General features: G+C 46.3%; 13 protein-coding genes. 5 read left to right on the plus strand and 8 right to left on the minus strand.

The window, feature by feature from the left end:
- Positions 1-5: 5 nt before the first annotated feature.
- Positions 6-1,682, plus strand: a complete 1,677-nt coding sequence (locus C6P39_RS11340) for a carbon starvation CstA family protein (RefSeq protein WP_095174871.1) — start codon at positions 6-8, stop codon at positions 1,680-1,682.
- Positions 1,683-1,751: 69 nt separating this feature from the next.
- Entirely contained in the window at positions 1,752-1,820 is a 69-nt protein-coding gene (locus C6P39_RS28740; protein ID WP_243135207.1) for a putative holin-like toxin, read from the plus strand.
- 151 nt (positions 1,821-1,971) lie between these two features.
- Here the strand turns inward: C6P39_RS28740 and C6P39_RS11345 are convergent, their stop codons facing one another.
- Positions 1,972-5,262: a DUF5107 domain-containing protein gene (locus C6P39_RS11345; RefSeq protein WP_104803863.1), complete on the minus strand. Its 3,291-nt coding sequence runs from the start codon at positions 5,260-5,262 to the stop codon at positions 1,972-1,974.
- 203 nt (positions 5,263-5,465) lie between these two features.
- On the opposite strand from C6P39_RS11345, the gene C6P39_RS11350 reads away from it, so the two are divergent.
- Complete coding sequence (locus tag C6P39_RS11350) at positions 5,466-6,374, plus strand: AraC family transcriptional regulator (RefSeq protein ID WP_242987018.1); 909 nt, start codon at positions 5,466-5,468, stop codon at positions 6,372-6,374.
- Positions 6,375-6,772: 398 nt separating this feature from the next.
- Positions 6,773-8,809: a beta-galactosidase gene (locus tag C6P39_RS11360; protein ID WP_104805909.1), complete on the plus strand. Its 2,037-nt coding sequence runs from the start codon at positions 6,773-6,775 to the stop codon at positions 8,807-8,809.
- Positions 8,810-8,896: 87 nt separating this feature from the next.
- On the opposite strand, the gene C6P39_RS11365 is transcribed toward C6P39_RS11360, so the two are convergent.
- Positions 8,897-9,955, minus strand: coding sequence for an aldose epimerase family protein (locus C6P39_RS11365; RefSeq protein ID WP_104803865.1), 1,059 nt, complete (start codon positions 9,953-9,955; stop codon positions 8,897-8,899).
- Positions 9,956-10,201: 246 nt separating this feature from the next.
- On the opposite strand from C6P39_RS11365, the gene C6P39_RS11370 reads away from it, so the two are divergent.
- Positions 10,202-11,563: an ABC transporter substrate-binding protein gene (locus C6P39_RS11370; protein ID WP_104803866.1), complete on the plus strand. Its 1,362-nt coding sequence runs from the start codon at positions 10,202-10,204 to the stop codon at positions 11,561-11,563.
- Between the two features lie 214 nt (positions 11,564-11,777).
- On the opposite strand, the gene C6P39_RS11375 is transcribed toward C6P39_RS11370, so the two are convergent.
- The 6 genes from C6P39_RS11375 to C6P39_RS11400 form a co-directional block, all read right to left on the minus strand.
- Positions 11,778-12,416 (minus strand): DUF305 domain-containing protein, encoded by a 639-nt coding sequence (locus C6P39_RS11375; protein WP_104803867.1) that lies wholly within the window; start codon positions 12,414-12,416, stop codon positions 11,778-11,780.
- Positions 12,417-12,601: 185 nt separating this feature from the next.
- Positions 12,602-13,606, minus strand: a complete 1,005-nt coding sequence (locus C6P39_RS11380; protein ID WP_104803868.1) for a GntR family transcriptional regulator — start codon at positions 13,604-13,606, stop codon at positions 12,602-12,604.
- Between the two features lie 14 nt (positions 13,607-13,620).
- On the minus strand, positions 13,621-14,619 hold the full coding sequence (locus tag C6P39_RS11385) for a GntR family transcriptional regulator (RefSeq protein WP_104803869.1): 999 nt from the start codon (positions 14,617-14,619) through the stop codon (positions 13,621-13,623).
- A gap of 63 nt (positions 14,620-14,682) precedes the next feature.
- Entirely contained in the window at positions 14,683-16,041 is a 1,359-nt protein-coding gene (locus C6P39_RS28745; RefSeq protein ID WP_095174861.1) for an MATE family efflux transporter, read from the minus strand.
- A 63-nt stretch (positions 16,042-16,104) separates the two neighbouring features.
- Entirely contained in the window at positions 16,105-16,740 is a 636-nt protein-coding gene (gene dhaL / locus C6P39_RS11395) for a dihydroxyacetone kinase subunit DhaL (RefSeq protein WP_095174860.1), read from the minus strand.
- A gap of 12 nt (positions 16,741-16,752) precedes the next feature.
- Positions 16,753-17,754, minus strand: a complete 1,002-nt coding sequence (locus C6P39_RS11400; protein WP_095174859.1) for a dihydroxyacetone kinase subunit DhaK — start codon at positions 17,752-17,754, stop codon at positions 16,753-16,755.
- Between the last annotated feature and the right edge of the window lie 106 nt (positions 17,755-17,860).

Genomic DNA, 17,860 nt, shown 5'->3' on the forward strand with positions numbered 1-17,860 from the left:
GAGTTATGAGTGGAGTTGTAATTCTGGGTGTGGCAATTTTGATTTTCGTGATCGCCTATGTGACCTACGGTTCCTGGCTGGCAAAACAGTGGGGCGTGGATCCCAAACATGAGACACCGGCACATACGGAGGAGGACGGCGTGGACTTTGTGCCTGCCAAAGCACCTGTACTGCTGGGACATCATTTTTCATCCATTGCGGGCGCGGGTCCTATCAACGGACCTATTCAGGCAGCTATTTTTGGATGGGTGCCTGTGCTTTTGTGGATCGTTATCGGAGGTATCTTTTTCGGAGCAGTGCAGGATTTTTCCGCATTGTTTGCATCCATCCGCCACAAAGGAAAATCTCTGGGTGAAGTTATTGAGGAGAATATTTCCCATAAATCAAAGGTATGCTTTACAGTGTTTGCCTGGCTGGTGCTGATTCTGGTTGTCGCGGCATTTGCGGATATTGTGGCGGGAACCTTTGCCGGATTCACGGCCAATGCAGACGGGGATATGGTAAAAAATGCTGCCAATGGTTCTGTAGCTATGGCATCTATGCTGTTCATTCCCCTGGCTGTGGGATTCGGTTTTCTCAACCGGAAAAACATAAATCTGGGTATCACAACCGTTGCCGGTGTCCTTCTTCTGGCACTGTGCATCTTTGTGGGACTTAAATGCCCGATTTATTTTTCAAAAACAGCATGGCTTGTGGTTATTTTTATTTATATATTTATTGCTTCAGTGGCGCCAGTGTGGATCTTGCTGCAGCCCCGTGATTATCTGAACAGTTTTCTGCTGTATTTTATGATGATCGCCGCAGCTATCGGTATTTTCTTTACCAATCCGGATGTACAGCTCAAAGCATTTACCGGATGGAATATCGGGGGGCAGACATTGTTCCCATTCCTGTTTATCACAGTGGCCTGTGGTGCAGTGTCAGGATTCCACAGCCTGATCGGGTCAGGTACCACCTCAAAACAGCTCAACAGCGAGAAGGACGCAAAGCTTATAGGGTATGGTTCCATGCTCATCGAGTGTGTGCTTGCAGTTATCGCTTTGATCGCTGTGGGATATCTGACTTCTGACGGTGCCTATGCGGAGATCGGTACACCACCGGTAGTTTTTGCCACGGCGATCAGTACCTTCTTTGCAAATATGGGAATGGGGGATATGGCAGTCACAACCATGAAGACCATCATTCTTCTGGCTATTTCCGCATTCGCTCTCACATCTCTGGATACAGCTACGCGTCTTGGACGTTTCCTGTTCCAGGAACTGTTTGCTTTTAAAAAGGACGGAGGAAAGAATATCCTCAGCAACATGTATGTGGCAACCGTGATCACCATTGCATGCGCAGCACTTCTGACAATTGCCGGATATCAAAAGATATGGGCTTTGTTCGGAGCCTGCAACCAGCTTGTATCTGTCCCTGCATTTTTGGCAGTTTCCTGCTGGCTGAAAAGGATTGGGAAAAACAACAAGATGTTCTACTTCCCTATGTTCTTCATGCTCGCGGCAACGCTCAGTACTCTGGTTCTCACATTTAAGAACAATGTGTTGAAGCTGGCAGGAGGAACCGGGCAGGCTCTCGTGGAGGGACTCCAGTGTGCGCTGATCGTTCCTATTGTAGTTCTGGCTGTGATCATGGCGGTTGATGGGATTAAGACTTTATTCAGTAAAAATGTAAAGACGGCCTGACGGCTGATAAGAGAAGGACCAAAACCCTTAAAAGGGGGTTGGTCCTTCTTCTTGGACAGAAATAAGATAATGTTATCCTTTGGAATATTCATTATAACACTGCTTGCCTACATAGAGAGTAGACACAAGCGAAAATAAAAATACCTACCCTGTTCAGCACAACAGGGTAGGTGTGAAATAAAATCCCACGAGGCTGCCACCTATGTGGATGGCTAAACCTCTCTCTATCAGTACTATAACATAAAAGGACATAAAGTTCAACAAAAAATAACCATGTCTCCTTCATCCTTTACAAACTTTTACGATATTTCAATTCTCGCAGAAACGCTTCCGCTTTAAAATGATCATTTTGTTTCCCCAGAATCTCTTTCAGCAGTGATACTGCTTTTTCTTTTTCACCAAGTCCGGCTGCGCCCAGCGCTCTTAAGTAGCGGCAATATTGGGTATTCCTAAGCGGCAGATCATCCTGGAAGACCTCGATCTCCGGCAGGGAGACGGCAAAGAAATCATAGGATACCTTATCAAAGAGATGCTTTTCCCCGTAGGTGATAAGCTGATGGAAGGATTTTTTTGTCGCGTTTTCCTCCCCCAGTTCCCGGTATGCAAGCCCCTGATAGTAGATATAATCAGATGGCTGGTCATTGTAATAGAGGACGGAGGACGGTTCCTGGGAGCCTGAGGCAGCCAGGCGGAAATATTTAACGGATTCTTCTTCCTGCCCCATCATACCGCAGGCCTTTCCCATGAAGTAGAAGGCTTCATTATCCGGCACATTGGGCAGTTTTCCCTCTCCCAGATTTTCCGGATAGGTGAGGGATGATTTTAGGAGAGAAAAGGCCTTCTCCGGTTCATTTTCTTCCAGTTTTTCCTCCGCCAGACGTATCAGGGCAAAACGGTACTGGGCGCTTACCTTTCCTTCCCCGCCTTCCCACGGATGGAACTGCCGGGACGTGAGGGCGGCAAGGGCATCCCTGTAACGTCCGATACCATTCAGGAGAGTGATATATCGCAGGTATAAGTCATCTCTCTGTGCCGTGATCTTTGGGTGGGATTCCATGGTTTTAAGGCGCTCTTTTACCGGAATACAAAGTTTGGCTGCCAATTGGTCGTATTCAAGCCACAGCCTCGGATAAGTGCTGTCCAGGCCGCAGGCTTTTTCCATCATCTCCATAGCCTTTTCAGGCAGGTTTTTCTTATTATAGTAAGCAATGGCAAGATTGCGGCATGTCATGGCAAAGTCCGGTTTTTCCGCTGCGGATAGTTCCCAGTGGACAATGGCTTCCTCATACTGCTTTTTATCATACAGAAGGTTACCGAGATAGTAGTGTGCCATGGGGGCGGACTCCAGCAGGTTTACCGCATCCGCCAGAATGCCGTATTCCTGGGTCCGGTTAGGGAAACAGTAATCAGAAGGTGCGGCCTCGGCCCTTTTTGCACAGGCAAGGGCAGCCTCCCGGTTGTCTGTCAGCAGATGGATGCTGGATTGGTAATAAAACAGCATGGGATTTTCAGCCTCGCAGGCTTCCAGGATCCTCAGCGCATCTTCATACAGCCCCGCGTTTTTATACAGATAGGAAAGTTCCAGGTAATTGTGGGCTTCCCTGCGCATTTTCTCTTTCCAGAACAGGAATGTGCCGGAGGAGACTGCTTTTTCATACAGGCATCCCATATATAACGGGTCAATGGAAAGGCTTTCCTCCACCAGGTCGGTGTTATCCCTGCCAAGTTTTCTCATGAGAGCTGCTTTCAGGGTGCGGACTTTCATGCTGTGCCAGTTGCGCAGCAGAGCTTTTTCGGCAAATTCCAGGGCCTCCTCATATTTTCCTTTTCGGGCGGACAGGCAGGCAAGCCAGTAAAAACCTGTACTCTGTGTCTCAGCGCTCCATGTGGATTTGTAGAAGGCATCGAATGCCTGCTCCTCCTGCCCGTCAGCTTCCAGGGCCAGCCCCAGATTAAAATAACATTCCCCGGTATAGGGGTTAGGATTTTTCCGGGTCTGTTTTTCCACGGCGGCCTGAAAGTGGCGGATGCTGTCTTTTATATGCCCTCTTCTAAAAAGCAGGAGGCCGTATCCATTGTTCAGGCGGATATCCGTGGCGTCCCGTCTGAGGCCTTCCAGATAATAGGCAGCCGGATCATAGGTGGCATGACGGTACTGTTCCAGGTGGGAAGCCGCCAGGTAAAGCTCTTCCGTGGATCTCATATCCTGGGGAGCTTTCATAGGACTGGCGGGTTCAGGGATGGGTTTCAGCTTTTCTTCATAAACCGCATATTCAACCAGGACTCTGCCGCTGTGGGATACCGTCACCTTACAGTCCGGCATATGGACGGGTGCCGGGAATGAGACTTCATAGCATTTTTCAGGTGTCAGGTCCGCAGATGTCTCACAGAGGATCTGATCCTTTTCCAAAACATGGATGGATGCATGTTCATAAACTCCCGTGGTATAGACTTTTAAGGTGACCGAGCCGTCGGCGGCGGGGGTGCTGATGCTGACCATGGCCTCCTTTGTGGCATTGCCAACTCTGCCCACACCTTTGTAAGGCATAAAATACTGGACAAAAGTCTTCTCTTCCTGTGGCTTCAGCCAGGTGAAATCCGGCTGGTTGTCTGTGAAAACCCCGGTCATCAGTTCTATGTAGGGACCGTCCTCGTCTGTCAGGTTTCTGTCCCAGGTACGGCCAAAATCCCCGTTTCCCCAGGTCCACTGCTTTTTGCCGGGGGAAATGTGGTGGTCAGCCACATGCAGCAGTCCGGCCTCCTCTTTTTCGTCATAGTTTCCAATAAAATCATAATCTGAATGGGCAGCCATATAGGAGGTGGGAACCTTCACGTTTTTATAACGGGAAATGTCCACACCCGCGGAGTAGTCACATTTATAATATTCCCCTGTGGCAATGGGGAAGGTGGAAACCGCCCGTTTTCCGTGGTCCATAACAGCGTTCACATCCGGCGGAAATACGGAGTAGGTATGGTCATTTACCGGGACAGCAGGATTGGCCCACCACAGGAACGTCTGGGGGAGGTCTGTATTGTTGTAAAGCTGTCCCTTGATCTCAATATAGGCCTTTTGGGGATACAGAGTGATGGATGCCATGCCTTTTGTACCGTACATCTTATCAATCTCACTGACAAATACGGTGCAGGAGCCGTCCGGATTCTCCTTTGTGGTATATTCCACCGGGGAGTACGTGGAGGGGCGGTGGTGCTGAGGCCAGTTAAATTCGATCCCCCCTGAAATCCATGGCCCGGTAAGCCCTACCAGCGCAGGTTTGATCACATGGTTGTAATAGACAAAATCGTACCCATTGGTCTTGTCATAGGCTCTCTGGATACGGCCCCCCAGTTCGGGGAGTACCATCACCTTTAAATATTCATTTTCCAGGCAGACCGCATGATAGGTTACGTCCTCTTTTGTGTCAGAGATCTTTTCCGTTACCGGAAGCGGATATACTTTTCCGGTGCTTCCCTGATAAGCCCGTTTTTCAATAAAAAGAGGGCTTTTTTCCGGGGGATAGACTTTGTAGGTGGGGATAACGCAGGGTTCCTCCCAGATTCTTACCGGTTTTACTTGTGACATATGCTTAGCTCCTTTTATCGTAACAATCCAGCAGGTCTTCCTGTTGCCTGGACAGTTACCTTTTATTTTTTATGAGGCGGGGGTGTAGATCTGTCCGCCGTTCCATTTGTTCTGCAATCATTTTACTATCCTGCTCACAGAATAGGAATATCATATTCTGGCTATTCATGGACAATATTACACTGGTGTGATACTATATTTTCATGAATATATTTGAACAGGAAATTACGGAAGAAAGAAAAAGAGACGGATTTAAGGGGGAGCGCATGGTGGTGCTTCCCACAGAGGCATTTCAGGATTATGTGGAGCATCCCCTTGTACGGAGGCTGTTCCTGACAGATGTGGGTTTTTTTCCCTGTGCAACGCATCATTACAGAGAAAGAAGGGATGGGATTGAGGAATACATTTTCATTTACTGCACAGCGGGAAGCGGAATCGTATATGTAAATAACAGAAAGTATATGATACATGAGAATGAAGCCTTCTGCATACCCAGATACTGCGGCCACAGATACTATGCCTGCGAGGATGACCCCTGGAGTATTTTGTGGGTCCATTTTAAAGGGGAGGATGTAAAGTATTTTCCGCTTGAAGAGTGCAAAACAGTGACATTCAATTCGGATAACGCCACCAACCGTATGATGTTTTTGTTTGAGCTGCTGTTCCGCGTGCTGGACGGGAACTATACCCTTGGAAATTTTATCTACATATCCCAGGTCCTCTCCCTGATCCTGGCTGAGACGTATAACAGGGAAAAGCACCACACCACGCTGGAGCAGAACCGCCATGTGACCAATGTGGTGCGTTATATGTACAAACATCTGCATGAGGAGCTGACCCTTCAGCAGATCGCAGAGGAATTTGAGTTGTCTAAAAGCTATCTGAATGTAATATTCCGGAAATATACCCGGCACGCGCCTATGGATTTTTATATCAGCCTCAAAATGAAGGAGGCCTGCAAACTTCTGCGTTCCACAAACCTCTATATTTATGAAGTGGCGCAGCAGCTTGGGTATCAGGACCAGTATTATTTTTCAAGGATTTTTAAAAAGGTAGTGGGAATATCCCCAAAGGAGTACAAAAACAGCGAATTTTTTCATTACAAGGAGTAAGGTCCATGTAAAAATGCCGGATTTTGACTGCAGGAGTGCAGCAAAATTCGGTTTTTTGCTTTGTAAATGGAAAATAGTCCATCAAATAGCAGAATACAGCATTTTACCCATGGGCATTACCATATATACTATAACCGTAACGGTTCAGTACCCTCACAGTTACAGGCAAAAATCCATGCAGAATCGCCTTTGGCGATGGGATTTTTCCTTGGCCGTGGTACACATTCTTACAATCAGCGCAGTGAATGCGCAGGCCTACTGAATAGTTACCTATAGCCAACATAAAACCTCGGCGGTCAAAACGGAAAAGGATTGCCCTGTATACAGTGCAGGCTAAAGTATCTGTAGTGCAGCAAGTGCTCCGGAGTATACCTGAGGATAGAAGGATGGGATTTTATATGGGATATACATATAACAAGAATTATCTGATAAAAGACGAAAATCCATGGTTTCCGGTAATGGGTGAGATCCATTACAGCCGCTTACGGGAGGAGTTCTGGGAGGAATCCCTGCGGAAAATGAAAGCAGGCGGAATTACCGCAGCAGCCACATATGTTTTCTGGATACATCATGAGGAGGAGGAAGGGACCTTTGTCTTTGAAGGGTGCCGGAATCTGAAGAAATTTGTGGAACTCTGCCGGAAAATCCATATGAAATTGTTTCTCCGTATTGGACCCTGGTGTCATGGTGAGGTGAGAAACGGTGGTTTTCCGGACTGGCTGATGCAGAAGGGATTCACGCTCAGGTGCGATGACGAGAGATATCTGGCCTATGTAGAGCGGTTCTGGAAACAGATCTATGAGCAGGTCAGGGGACAGATGTACGAAGACGGCGGTCCCGTGATCGGCATACAGATTGAAAACGAGTATGGACATGTGGGTGGATCTTCCGGTGAAGCAGGAGAACAGCACATGAGGACATTGAAAGGGCTGGCTGAAAAAACAGGCTTCCGGGTGCCGTTTTATACGGCTACCGGGTGGGGCGGCGCTGTGACCGGCGGTATGCTGCCGGTCATGGCAGGCTACTGTGAAGCGCCCTGGGATCTACGGCTTACGGAGATAGAGGCAAATGAGAATTACGTTTTCAGCGGAAAAAGGAATGATGCCCTGGTAGCCAATGACCATCACGTGAGCGCTGAGCTGACATTTTCCCCGGAGGATTTTCCTTATCTGACGGCAGAGCTGGGCGGCGGTCTGCAGCCCACGGAACACAGAAGACCTGTGCCTACGGGAACGGATATCGGTGCCATGTCTCTTGCAAAGCTTGGCTCCGGTGTGGCTATGCTCGGTTATTATATGTATCATGGGGGGAGCAACCCGAAAGGAAAGCTTTCTACTCTGCAGGAGAGCAAAGAGAGTGGGTATCCCAACAACGTGCCTGTAATAAATTACGATTTTTTTGCCCCGATCCGCCAATACGGACAGATATCGGAGACATATAAAGAGATCAAGCTGCTTGCCATGTTTCTGGCTGATTTTGGGGATGACATGGCGAAACTTCCGGAGGAGATAGTGCCTGCGGATGTCAGCCCTGAGGATACCCATTCTCTCAGGACTTCATGGAGACATGATGACGAGCACGGATATGTATTTTTTAATAACTATCAGAGAAAAAGGACCATGGATACCCACAGAGGGGTAAAGCTTACAGGAAGGTGCAGAGACACGGTGGAATTTCATGAAATGGACATACCTTCCGGAGCTTATGGATTTTTTCCTTATCACATGAAACTGGGGGACAGGGAACTGGTCTCGGCAGCCGCAACACCTCTCTGCAGATTGGAAGGTTCGGAGACTTGCTATGTATTTTACGGTGACTATGAGCCGTTTTACTGCTGGAAGGGGGAAGACGCGGCATTGACGCTGCATCTTTCCAGAGCTGATGCTCTGAACGCATGGAAGATCACACTGGACAGAGACTATCTGATACTCTCCGATAATTATGTGTGGGAAGAGGATGGGGAGATAAAAGTAACCGGGGCACCCCATACAGAGATAAAATGTTATCCAGACATATCATCCGGAATTCCCGGTTTTGCCAGATGCGGCAGGGATGGCGCCTTCACTGTTTATGAGAGAGAAAAGGAAAGCGGTAAGACCGCTGCAAAATTCCGTTTAATCTCTGAGGATGAAGAAACCGGGACGTATGAAATAGAGATACAGTATGCGGAAGATATACTGGATTGCATCCTCACATTTGCATATGGAGGAGATAAGCTTGAAATATATCAGGGAGATGAGATGCTCAATGATCATTACTATACCGGGGAGCCGGCAGAAGTAAGCCTGCGGTATTTTGATTTTCCTGAAAGACTTTTGGTGAAAATCTACGCACTGCATGAAGGCCATAAAAGGTTTCTGGAAAAATGGCCCGAAATGCAGAACGGCACAGCCTGTGAACTGAGTGCCGTATCTGCAAGGGACGAGATAAGATAGATTTTAAGTAACTAAAAATCCCATCGCCAAAGGCGATTCTGCATGGATTTTTGCCTGTAACTGTTAGGGTACTGAACAGTTATGATTTTAAAAAGAAAAGGCATAGGTGAAAGTTCTTAGATAGAGCGCACCGGGCTTTAGGATATGCATGGGGGCCAGGCCGCAGTTTGGAGTATCAGGGATATCCTGCGGCTCCAGGGCTATGGCACAGTGCGGGGATGAGAGGCATCCCCCATTGATCTTATAAGTATTTTCAATAAAGCCTCCCGAATAGACCACGATGGAAGGGGTATCCGTATAGAGCTTCAGGCTTCGTCCGGATGGATGATCTTCCAGTACCAGGGATGGCTCGGAGGGGTTGTGTTCTTTGTTTAACAAAAAGGCATGGTTCAATCCTCTGGCTCTCTGTATCTGCATATTCTGCGGGTATCTGTCCATGTTTTCCTGTATGGAGACCGGGGTGGAAAAATCAAAGGGTGTTCCGGCGGTATGGGATATTCCCATAGGTATATGTGTTTCGGCATTTTCTGCAAACGCGTTTCCTCGGACAAACAGCCTGTGACTATGGACATTTTTGGTAAAATCCCCGGACAGATTAAAGTAAGCATGGCTGGACAGATTGAGATAAGTCTCCCGGTCACTGGATGCACGGAAACTGACGGTCAGACGGTTGTCAGAGAACAGCCGGTAGGTAATATGAATACACCGGCTGCCGGGATAGCCGTCCAGACCATGGGGAAGCACGGCCTGAAAGGTAAGCGCTGCAGATTCCTTGTCGGTTTCCCTGCTGACCAAAACGGCGTTCTGAAAAGAAAGATTGTGAAAGCCGCCGTGGATGTGATTGACACCATCGTTTTGGGATAATTGGTAATGTCTGCCGTCAATGTCCAGGGATCCGCCTGAAATACGGCCCGCATTGGGTCCCAGGGCAGCGCCGCAGTACAGAGGATTGCGCAGATAGGATGTAAGATCGTCAAAGGATAACAGAATGTTGATTTTTTTTCCTGTTTTTTTATCTGGTACATAGATGCCGGTCAAAGCGCAGCCGTAGGAGAGAACATGGACGGACACGGTGCCATTGTCCATACAATATTCCTCCAGATCCATATGGTCTGCAGAGATAGTTTGAAGCAGTGAGATTTTCATAAAGGCCTCCTTTTTAGGCTTGTCCCGGTTAGGGGAAGATAAATTGAGACCAATTATAACAGAGAAAAACAGAAATTACCAGAAGAATTTAGTTTACATAAAATTGGAAGAAATTCAGCTGTCACTGAACAAAAGCTGCGGTTTAAGCAAATTATGGGCAGTAATATCCGGCTGAATCAATATAATCTTCAAAATGCGCGCAAACATGTAACACGTAAACAGTAATCAGGATTGAGAGGTTAAGTTATGAGAAGAAAAGTAGTAGCAGTATTCCTGGCTTCCGCAATGGTATTTTCACTGGCAGCCTGCGGTGGAAGTGACGGAAGTACAGAGACAAAAGGAGACGCAGGAACAGAGACAAAAGAGGATGCAGGTACAGAAAAAGATAACGCGGAAGCCGCATCAGGGGATGACAATACCCTGACTGCATGGTGCTGGGACCCTAATTTCAATATCTATGCCATTGAAAAGGCAGCGGAACTTTATGCAAAGGACCATCCGGGATTCCAGGTTAAAGTTACGGAGATGCAGTCTGATGATATTGAGACAAAGGTTACTACAGCCGTTTCAGCGGGGGATCTGAGTACACTGCCTGATATCTTTCTGATGCAGGATAATTCTTTCCAGAAATATGCCACCAATTATCCGGATGTATTTACAGACCTTTCGGATTCAGGAATTGATTTTACACAGTTCTCAAGTGCAAAGGCAGCATACTCCACAGTAGACGGCAAAAATCTGGGTGTCCCCTTTGACAACGGTGCTGTGATCAACTGTCTGCGCACAGACTATCTGGAGCAGGCAGGATTCACCATTGATGATTTCACAGATATTTCCTGGTCTGAATTTATGGAAAAAGCCAAAGTGGTAAAAGAAAAGGCAGGACAGCCCATGATAACCGCACAGGCCGGCTCCCCGGACCAGATCATGATGATGCTCCAGTCTTGCGGTGCCTCCATGTTTAACGAGGACGGTTCGATCAATATTGTAGGCAATGACGCATTGAAAGAATGCATGGAGATCTATACACAGATGGTAAAAGACGGGACGCTTGTGGAAGTGACAGACTGGGATCAGTATGTTGCGTCTATCAATAACGGAACCGTTGCAGGAGCTATGAACGGATGCTGGATCATGGCGACTGTAACAGGAAAAGAGGACCAGACAGGTAAGTGGGCGATTACAGATATGCCGAAACTGGACAAATCTGAGGGTGCAACTAATTATTCAAACAGCGGTGGATCTTCCTGGGTCATCACCTCCAACTGTAAAAATCAGGATCTGGCAAAAGATTTCTTTAAATCCACATTTGCCGGAAGCACAGAACTGTATGACGATTTGATCAGCAAGGGAGCTCTTTCCACATGGGCGCCGGCAGCGGAATCTGATATTTATAACCAGGATGTTGCGTTCTTCGGGAACGACGCAGTATACGCGAAGATTGTAGATTTTGCCACCAAGACACCGTCAAACATTACGGGACCGTTTTACTATGATGCACGAGATGCTATTGGTGTTGCCCTTTCTAACATTACACAGCAGAATGCGGACATGGACGCTGAGATAGAAAATGCCCAGGCGACTGTAGAGTTCAATATGGGAGGCTGAGGAGGATCCGGGTGAGGCCCCCGGGGATAATGATAATGATGATTCCCCGGATACCCCGCAAGATGCCCTTTTGGTGATTTTTTCAGGGGTGAGATTTAAGAGAGAGAAAAGATAGAGAAAATTAAAGATATCTGCCCGGTTTAGGGAATCCGGGCAGATATCTTTTTTCTGTGGATCATTTCCGGTGTGGCAGCACGTAAGTTACCGGAATATTCTAATGTTTATGGCTCCCGCTGTCCGTGTTATCATCCAGATAAGACTGCATTTCTTCAATTTCTTTTTCCTGCTGTGTGATGATGTTGTCAGCAAATGCTGTAAGCTCCTTATCATCTGTATATTTAAGGATTATCTCTGCCATATCCACTGCCATCTGATGATGCATGGACATGCCCTGTGCAAAGGCTGTCTCCATGTCGGAGGTTTCTGCCCCGGTGTGGGAATTGTGATGGTTATCCATCATGGTACGATAATCCTCCAAATAGGCAGCTTCTTTTTCGGTATCCGGGTTTTCCACTTTCTGAAAACGTTCTATCATAGTGTTCATCTGATCAATTTCCGTATTCTGGGCACTGATTATATTCTCTGCCAGACCTTTGAATTCACCATCTTTTCCGGCATATTCCAGATAACTTTTGGACATATCTACAGCTGACTGATGATGGGGAATCATGCCGTTCAGAAAATCAAGCTCCGCACTGCCGGTATTCTGGGCACGGTCCATTTCATCCATCATTTTATCCATAATGGCATTTTCTTCTTTCAGGTAATCTTCCGTATTGGATTTTCCGGAACCGCATCCGGTCATGAGGATAAGAGTGGCAAGGGATATGGGGATAAGTTTACATAATTTCATTCGATAACCTCCAGTATTTCAATGAATTTAATTATAGTGTTGCCGGAAACGGGAAAAATAATGATGAATGTTGCGAAGATAAGAAGTGAAAAATTTACGGAACAAAATGCATAGGATGCCCTAAATAGATATGTAGGTGCAGATAAAAAAGGCGGCCGCAGGCAGCCGCCCTCTCAGATCAAGATCTATATACCTTTTAATGACACGGGCCTTCTGTTCTCCCGGCATAGTTCCAGTTCATGTGTGATATGAATCAGGGAACCCTGATCTATGTGGTACTCAAAAAAGATAACTTGTTTTCCGCTTTGCATAAATTTTTGGATAACCTCCAGCTCGTCAGACTTGCTCCCGCTTAAATAATCGTACGGTAAGATCAGCACATCCTTCCCTTTCAGAAAATCAGACAGAGAGCAGGGTGCATTGTCTAGCTGAAAATCAATTCTTGGAGTTCCCTGGCCAAGAGTCATGGTGTTGTCATAGACAGCACTGGCGAATTCCTGGCTCATGCACCAGATGCCCACAGACATATTTTCATGTATGCCGGCCAGCTCATACTGGACCTTTTGTGAGGGGACGATCGCAACTTTCATGACATGACTTGCTAACCTGGGGACAAGGTCGATGACCTGAAGATAATGATTTTTAGTTGTAAGTATTAGATCATAACCGTAGGTCAGCTTCTGTGGGCATTTTACAATATCACTCAGTATCAATTCCGTGACATCCACGTCGGAAATATTGTATAGCTGGCTGCTGATGAGGCTCAATGTCTCCATATTACAATCTACAACAGCCACCCGGATATTTCGGGATTCCTGGCGTTTCCATTGAAGTTTGGAATTGATCAGGTCCTCCATTTCATTATAGGATAGATGCATTCGGGAGAGAGTGGTGATCATTTTATCAATTATTCGGGCTGCTTTGTCGCTGTTGCCTAAAATGGACAGATCCTGCAGCTGGGCTACAAAAGTACCGCTTCCCTGGATCCTTTCCAGAATCCCCACATCTCCAAGTTCGTCATAGGCTCTTTTTATCGTGCCTCTTGAAATATGGACTGCCTCGGATAACTCCCGCTCTGTGGGAAGCCTGTCACCGGGAGATAATTCGCGGCTGCTAATTTTTTCTTTGATCTGTTCTGCTATCTGTAAATAGGACGGAACAGAACTGTTTTTATCTATGATGATATTCATAATGATACTCCCCTTCAACGTGAAGTATTATAATTTGAAAAGTGATAGTTTCTTATAAACTCTTCTATATAGAGTGCGGATCCACTGTCGATGGTATAGTGGACGGGTAGAACTTCCCCGCCGCTGGCCTCATAAGCCTGGAGGATTTTTTCCTGTTCCGGGCTGCAGTTTCGTGAAAAGTTTGATGATATAAGCAAATGGCGCTTGTCTTTTAAAAATGAGTGCAGGTTGTCTGCTGTTCCGGTGCTGTATAACAGAACTTCCTTGGGAGACAGCATGGCATTCAGTGAAGAAAGTTCCCATTTTAAAATCCCGGCAAAGCGTTTGCTCTGACATAAAATTCCGGTGGGTTCTCCGGGAACTATTTTGGCCAGCAGTTTCAGTGTGCCGGGTGACAGGATTGTGGAAATAGGCAGTATTTTATTTTTTTCCTCGTGTTCCAGTTCCGTTCCGAGGAAAAGCGGAATGTTTTTTTCCATAATCACGATCAAATCGTAATCCTGAATGGAAAATGTATGCTTTCCCCCCATGTCGTTTACCAGAAAAGGAAAAACCTTTGTATTTGGAAACTGCTCTAAATCTGTTATCAGACAATCCAGTATTTCCGGGCAGCTCTCCATGGCAGCTATTTTAAACACATTTTGTTCATCTTGAAGAGCTTTTAATCTTTTGCTCACAAGTCCTTCAATTTCATCCAGAGAAAAACCCAATGCGAGCAGTTCGTCCAGATACTGGTCTACTGCATCTATGGTCTGTACAGGGGCGTCTTTTTCCCTGATAAAAGAACCTTTGCCCTGAATGACAGTGACAATTCCGTTCTTTTCAAGGATATTGTATGCATGTTTCACGGTTCCTCTCGCAATACCGTAAGTATCAAAAAAGTCCTGGCTGGTCGGGAGCCTGTCCCCGGGATTTAAAAACCCCTTTTGCACCGACTGTGTGATTCTGTCCGCTATCTGCTGATAGATGGGCTGGTCAGAAGTTTTATCGATGACGATATCTGTTGATTTCAAGAAAAATCCTCCACTTCAATGTATTGTTTCAATCCGCGCTTTCTTGTTGAAAGTCAGCATATTTTATTCGGGGGACAGACCCCGGTAAGTTAGTGGTCCCCGGAACAATATATAAGTATAATAGCAGGATATAAAAGCTGCAATACTTTCTGATATAGGAAATGTTAACCATGTGTAGGTCAAGCCTAAATGGGAAAATGCCCAGGCGATCGGCACCAGCAGAACAACTTCACGGAGCAGGGTTATGATAATATTCTGCCGAATATAGCCAGTGCTTTGGAATAAGGTGGGCATTAAAATTGTCAGACCAAAAAATGGAAAGCTTGTACTTATTATTCTCAGGGCAGGTATTCCTGTATGCAGAAGACTGTCTGATGCGTGAAAGAAAAGCAGTATTTCACGAGTGAACAGACAGAAGCACAAGGTTCCTGCAATTAGCGTGGCGGTTGATATAATAAGGCTGTACCATAAAGTATTCCACATGCGTCTGTATTTTTTGGCTCCGTAATTGAATCCCATGATGGGAGTTACACCCTGGTTTAATCCGTAAGTGGGAATGAGCAGAAAGGTCTGCAGCTTATAATAGATGCCCAGGGAAGAGACAGCGTCCTCAGAAAAACGCGTAAGTACAGCATTAAGCCCTGAAATATAAGCTGAGACCAGAGCCATACCCAATACAGAAGGAAGCCCTGTGATAAAGATTTCCTTTATCAGATTAAAACTGGGAATACGGAACGACACAGTAAGAACAGTCTGTTTGAAAAAGACTGTAATCACTGCCAGAGTTGCTGAGAGAAACTGCGACAGTACAGTTGCAATTGCAGCCCCAGAAATTCCCATTGCAGGGATGAATCCGAATCCCCATATAAAAATTGGGTCTAATATCAGATTCAGCAGGGCAGCAGTTGATTGAAAGATCATAGGAAGAACCGTGTTGCCTGTTGCCTGCAGAATTCTGACAGCAACGTTTTCAGTGAATGGGGCAATTGAGAAGAGAAGTATAATGCTTAAATATTTAAGCCCCAGGGAAGCCACTTCTGTGTTGGCTGTAAAAATGGAAAAATATGGTTTTAAAATCAGTATGCCTATTATAACAAAAAAACTCCAATTAATCAATGACAAAACAAACCCGTTAAATGCAGTGGAGGAGGCATTATTTTTGTCATTTGCACCTAAAGCTTTTGCAATTATTATATTTGTGCCAGCACCGGTTCCTGAAGCTGCGGCGGTGATCAGGGTCTGCACAGGGAACGCCAGAGATAATGCTGTGAGGCCATTGCTGTTATATCGGGATATATATACACTGTCGATGATATTGTAAAGGGACTGCACCAGTAAAGAGAGCATAATGGGAGATGACAGTGTTATAATAAGCGGCAGCAAAGGCCGGGTTCCCATACTCTCTGAAGAAACCTGTTTCATATGTTTACCTCCGTTTTCAGGAAAGGTTCCGCATAAACGGAACCCCTCTGTATTATGTGCTGCTTACACGATATATGACGTAAAGGATTGGAGGACCAAAACAATAGCTGCGGCGCCGGGGTCTTTTTGTCCAATGGTCCTTTCTCCCAGATATCCGGAACGGCCTGTTTTAGCTTTCATATTTATGGTGTTTTCAGCTCCTGCTTTAGCGGCTTCCTGTGCCAGAATGGCGGCCTCCGGTAGGAGCAGCCCCAGCTCTGATGAACGTCGAAGAGAGTCAGCAGCGGGAATGAGGGCATCAAGAAGGGTTTTGTCACCAATTTGTGCGTGCCCTCTTTTTTGTACACCGGTGACAGCCGCGTCAAATAATTGCGAGGCTTTTGAAGTGTCAATGCAGGTGAAAGCTTCTGCCTGTTTTCCTGCCGCTTTCAGCATTGAGATGAAAAGGGTTGCGAATGTTGAGGCGGCTTTTTCTGCAAAGGCATCGGCACAGGATAGGAGGAGCTGAGAAATGGATGCAAAATTCTGACCTATTATCCTTTGCTTAATCTCAGTGAATCCTATTACCATGGTCATGCCTAAATCACCATCGCCAATCGCGGAATCCAGATTTGTCAGCATTGCTTCGGCAGAAATCATATGGTCACTGAGACGGAGCATCATCTGGCGGATATCTTCTGTAAATAACTCATTTTTCATAGGTATCTCCTTTCAAAGCTGTGTAAAAAAAGGTGTCGTGGCAGGTGCATCCAATAGATCCTTTAGTTCCTCGTCCAATTTCATTAAAGTCAGAGAAGCACCGGGCATTTCCATTGAGCATGCATATCGTCCCACGTAAGGACGATAGATGTGGATGCCTTTTTCAGAGAGCAACTGATCAATTTTCCCATAGAGTATATAGAGCTCCTCCAGTGGGGTGCCTCCTAAGCTGTTCACCAGCACAGCAACCTCGTCCCCTTTACAAAAGGGGAGGTCATTTGCCACATAGTCGATCAGATCTGCGGCTATTTTGTCCGCATTTTGGAGTTTGCAGCGCTTTACGCCTGCTTCACCATGGATGCCCATTCCAATCTCCATTTCGTCTTCTGAAACCGAAAAAGTAGGTTTGCCCACTGTGGGGAGGGTACAGGAACCAAGGGCTACACCCATGCTTCTCATATTGGACACCGCCTTTTGAGCAGCAGCCTTGACAGATGACAGATCAGCCCCTGTTTCTGCTTTAGCCCCGGCTATTTTATAGGCGAAAAACAGACCGGCAACCCCTCGTCTCTTCTGCCATTCATCGCGGGGGGCAGAAGCGACATCATCGGTAACTAAAACGGACTCTACCTGTATACCTTCCTCAGTACAATCTTCAGCAGCCATATCAAAGTTCATCATATCTCCCTGATATCTTCCGTAAAGATACAATACCCCTTTTCCGCCGTCCACTGCCTTTGTTACCTGCTTCATCTGTGAGGAAGTGGGAGAGGAGAAAACATTGCCTACAGAGCAGCCGTCAGCCATACCCTTTCCCACATACCCCAGAAAAACAGGAAGGTGCCCAAAACCACCGCCTGTGACTACAGCTACTTTTCCGGACACAGGCGCATCAGCGCGGATGACTGCCCTTACGTTCCCTTTTGCAGTTTTCAGAAGATTACAATGGGCAGCAAGGATTCCCCCCATTGACTCATCAACAAAGTCAAATGGATCATTGATGATTTTTTTCATAAGATTGTCTCCTTTCATAGAACTATACAAATTTTTACAATATGTATATATGTATAACTTTTGTGGGTATTATATCACAATATATTTTATAAAACAATAGAAATAT

It is taken from the genome of Blautia marasmi, assembly GCF_900258535.1.
GTDB lineage: Bacteria > Bacillota > Clostridia > Lachnospirales > Lachnospiraceae > Blautia > Blautia hominis.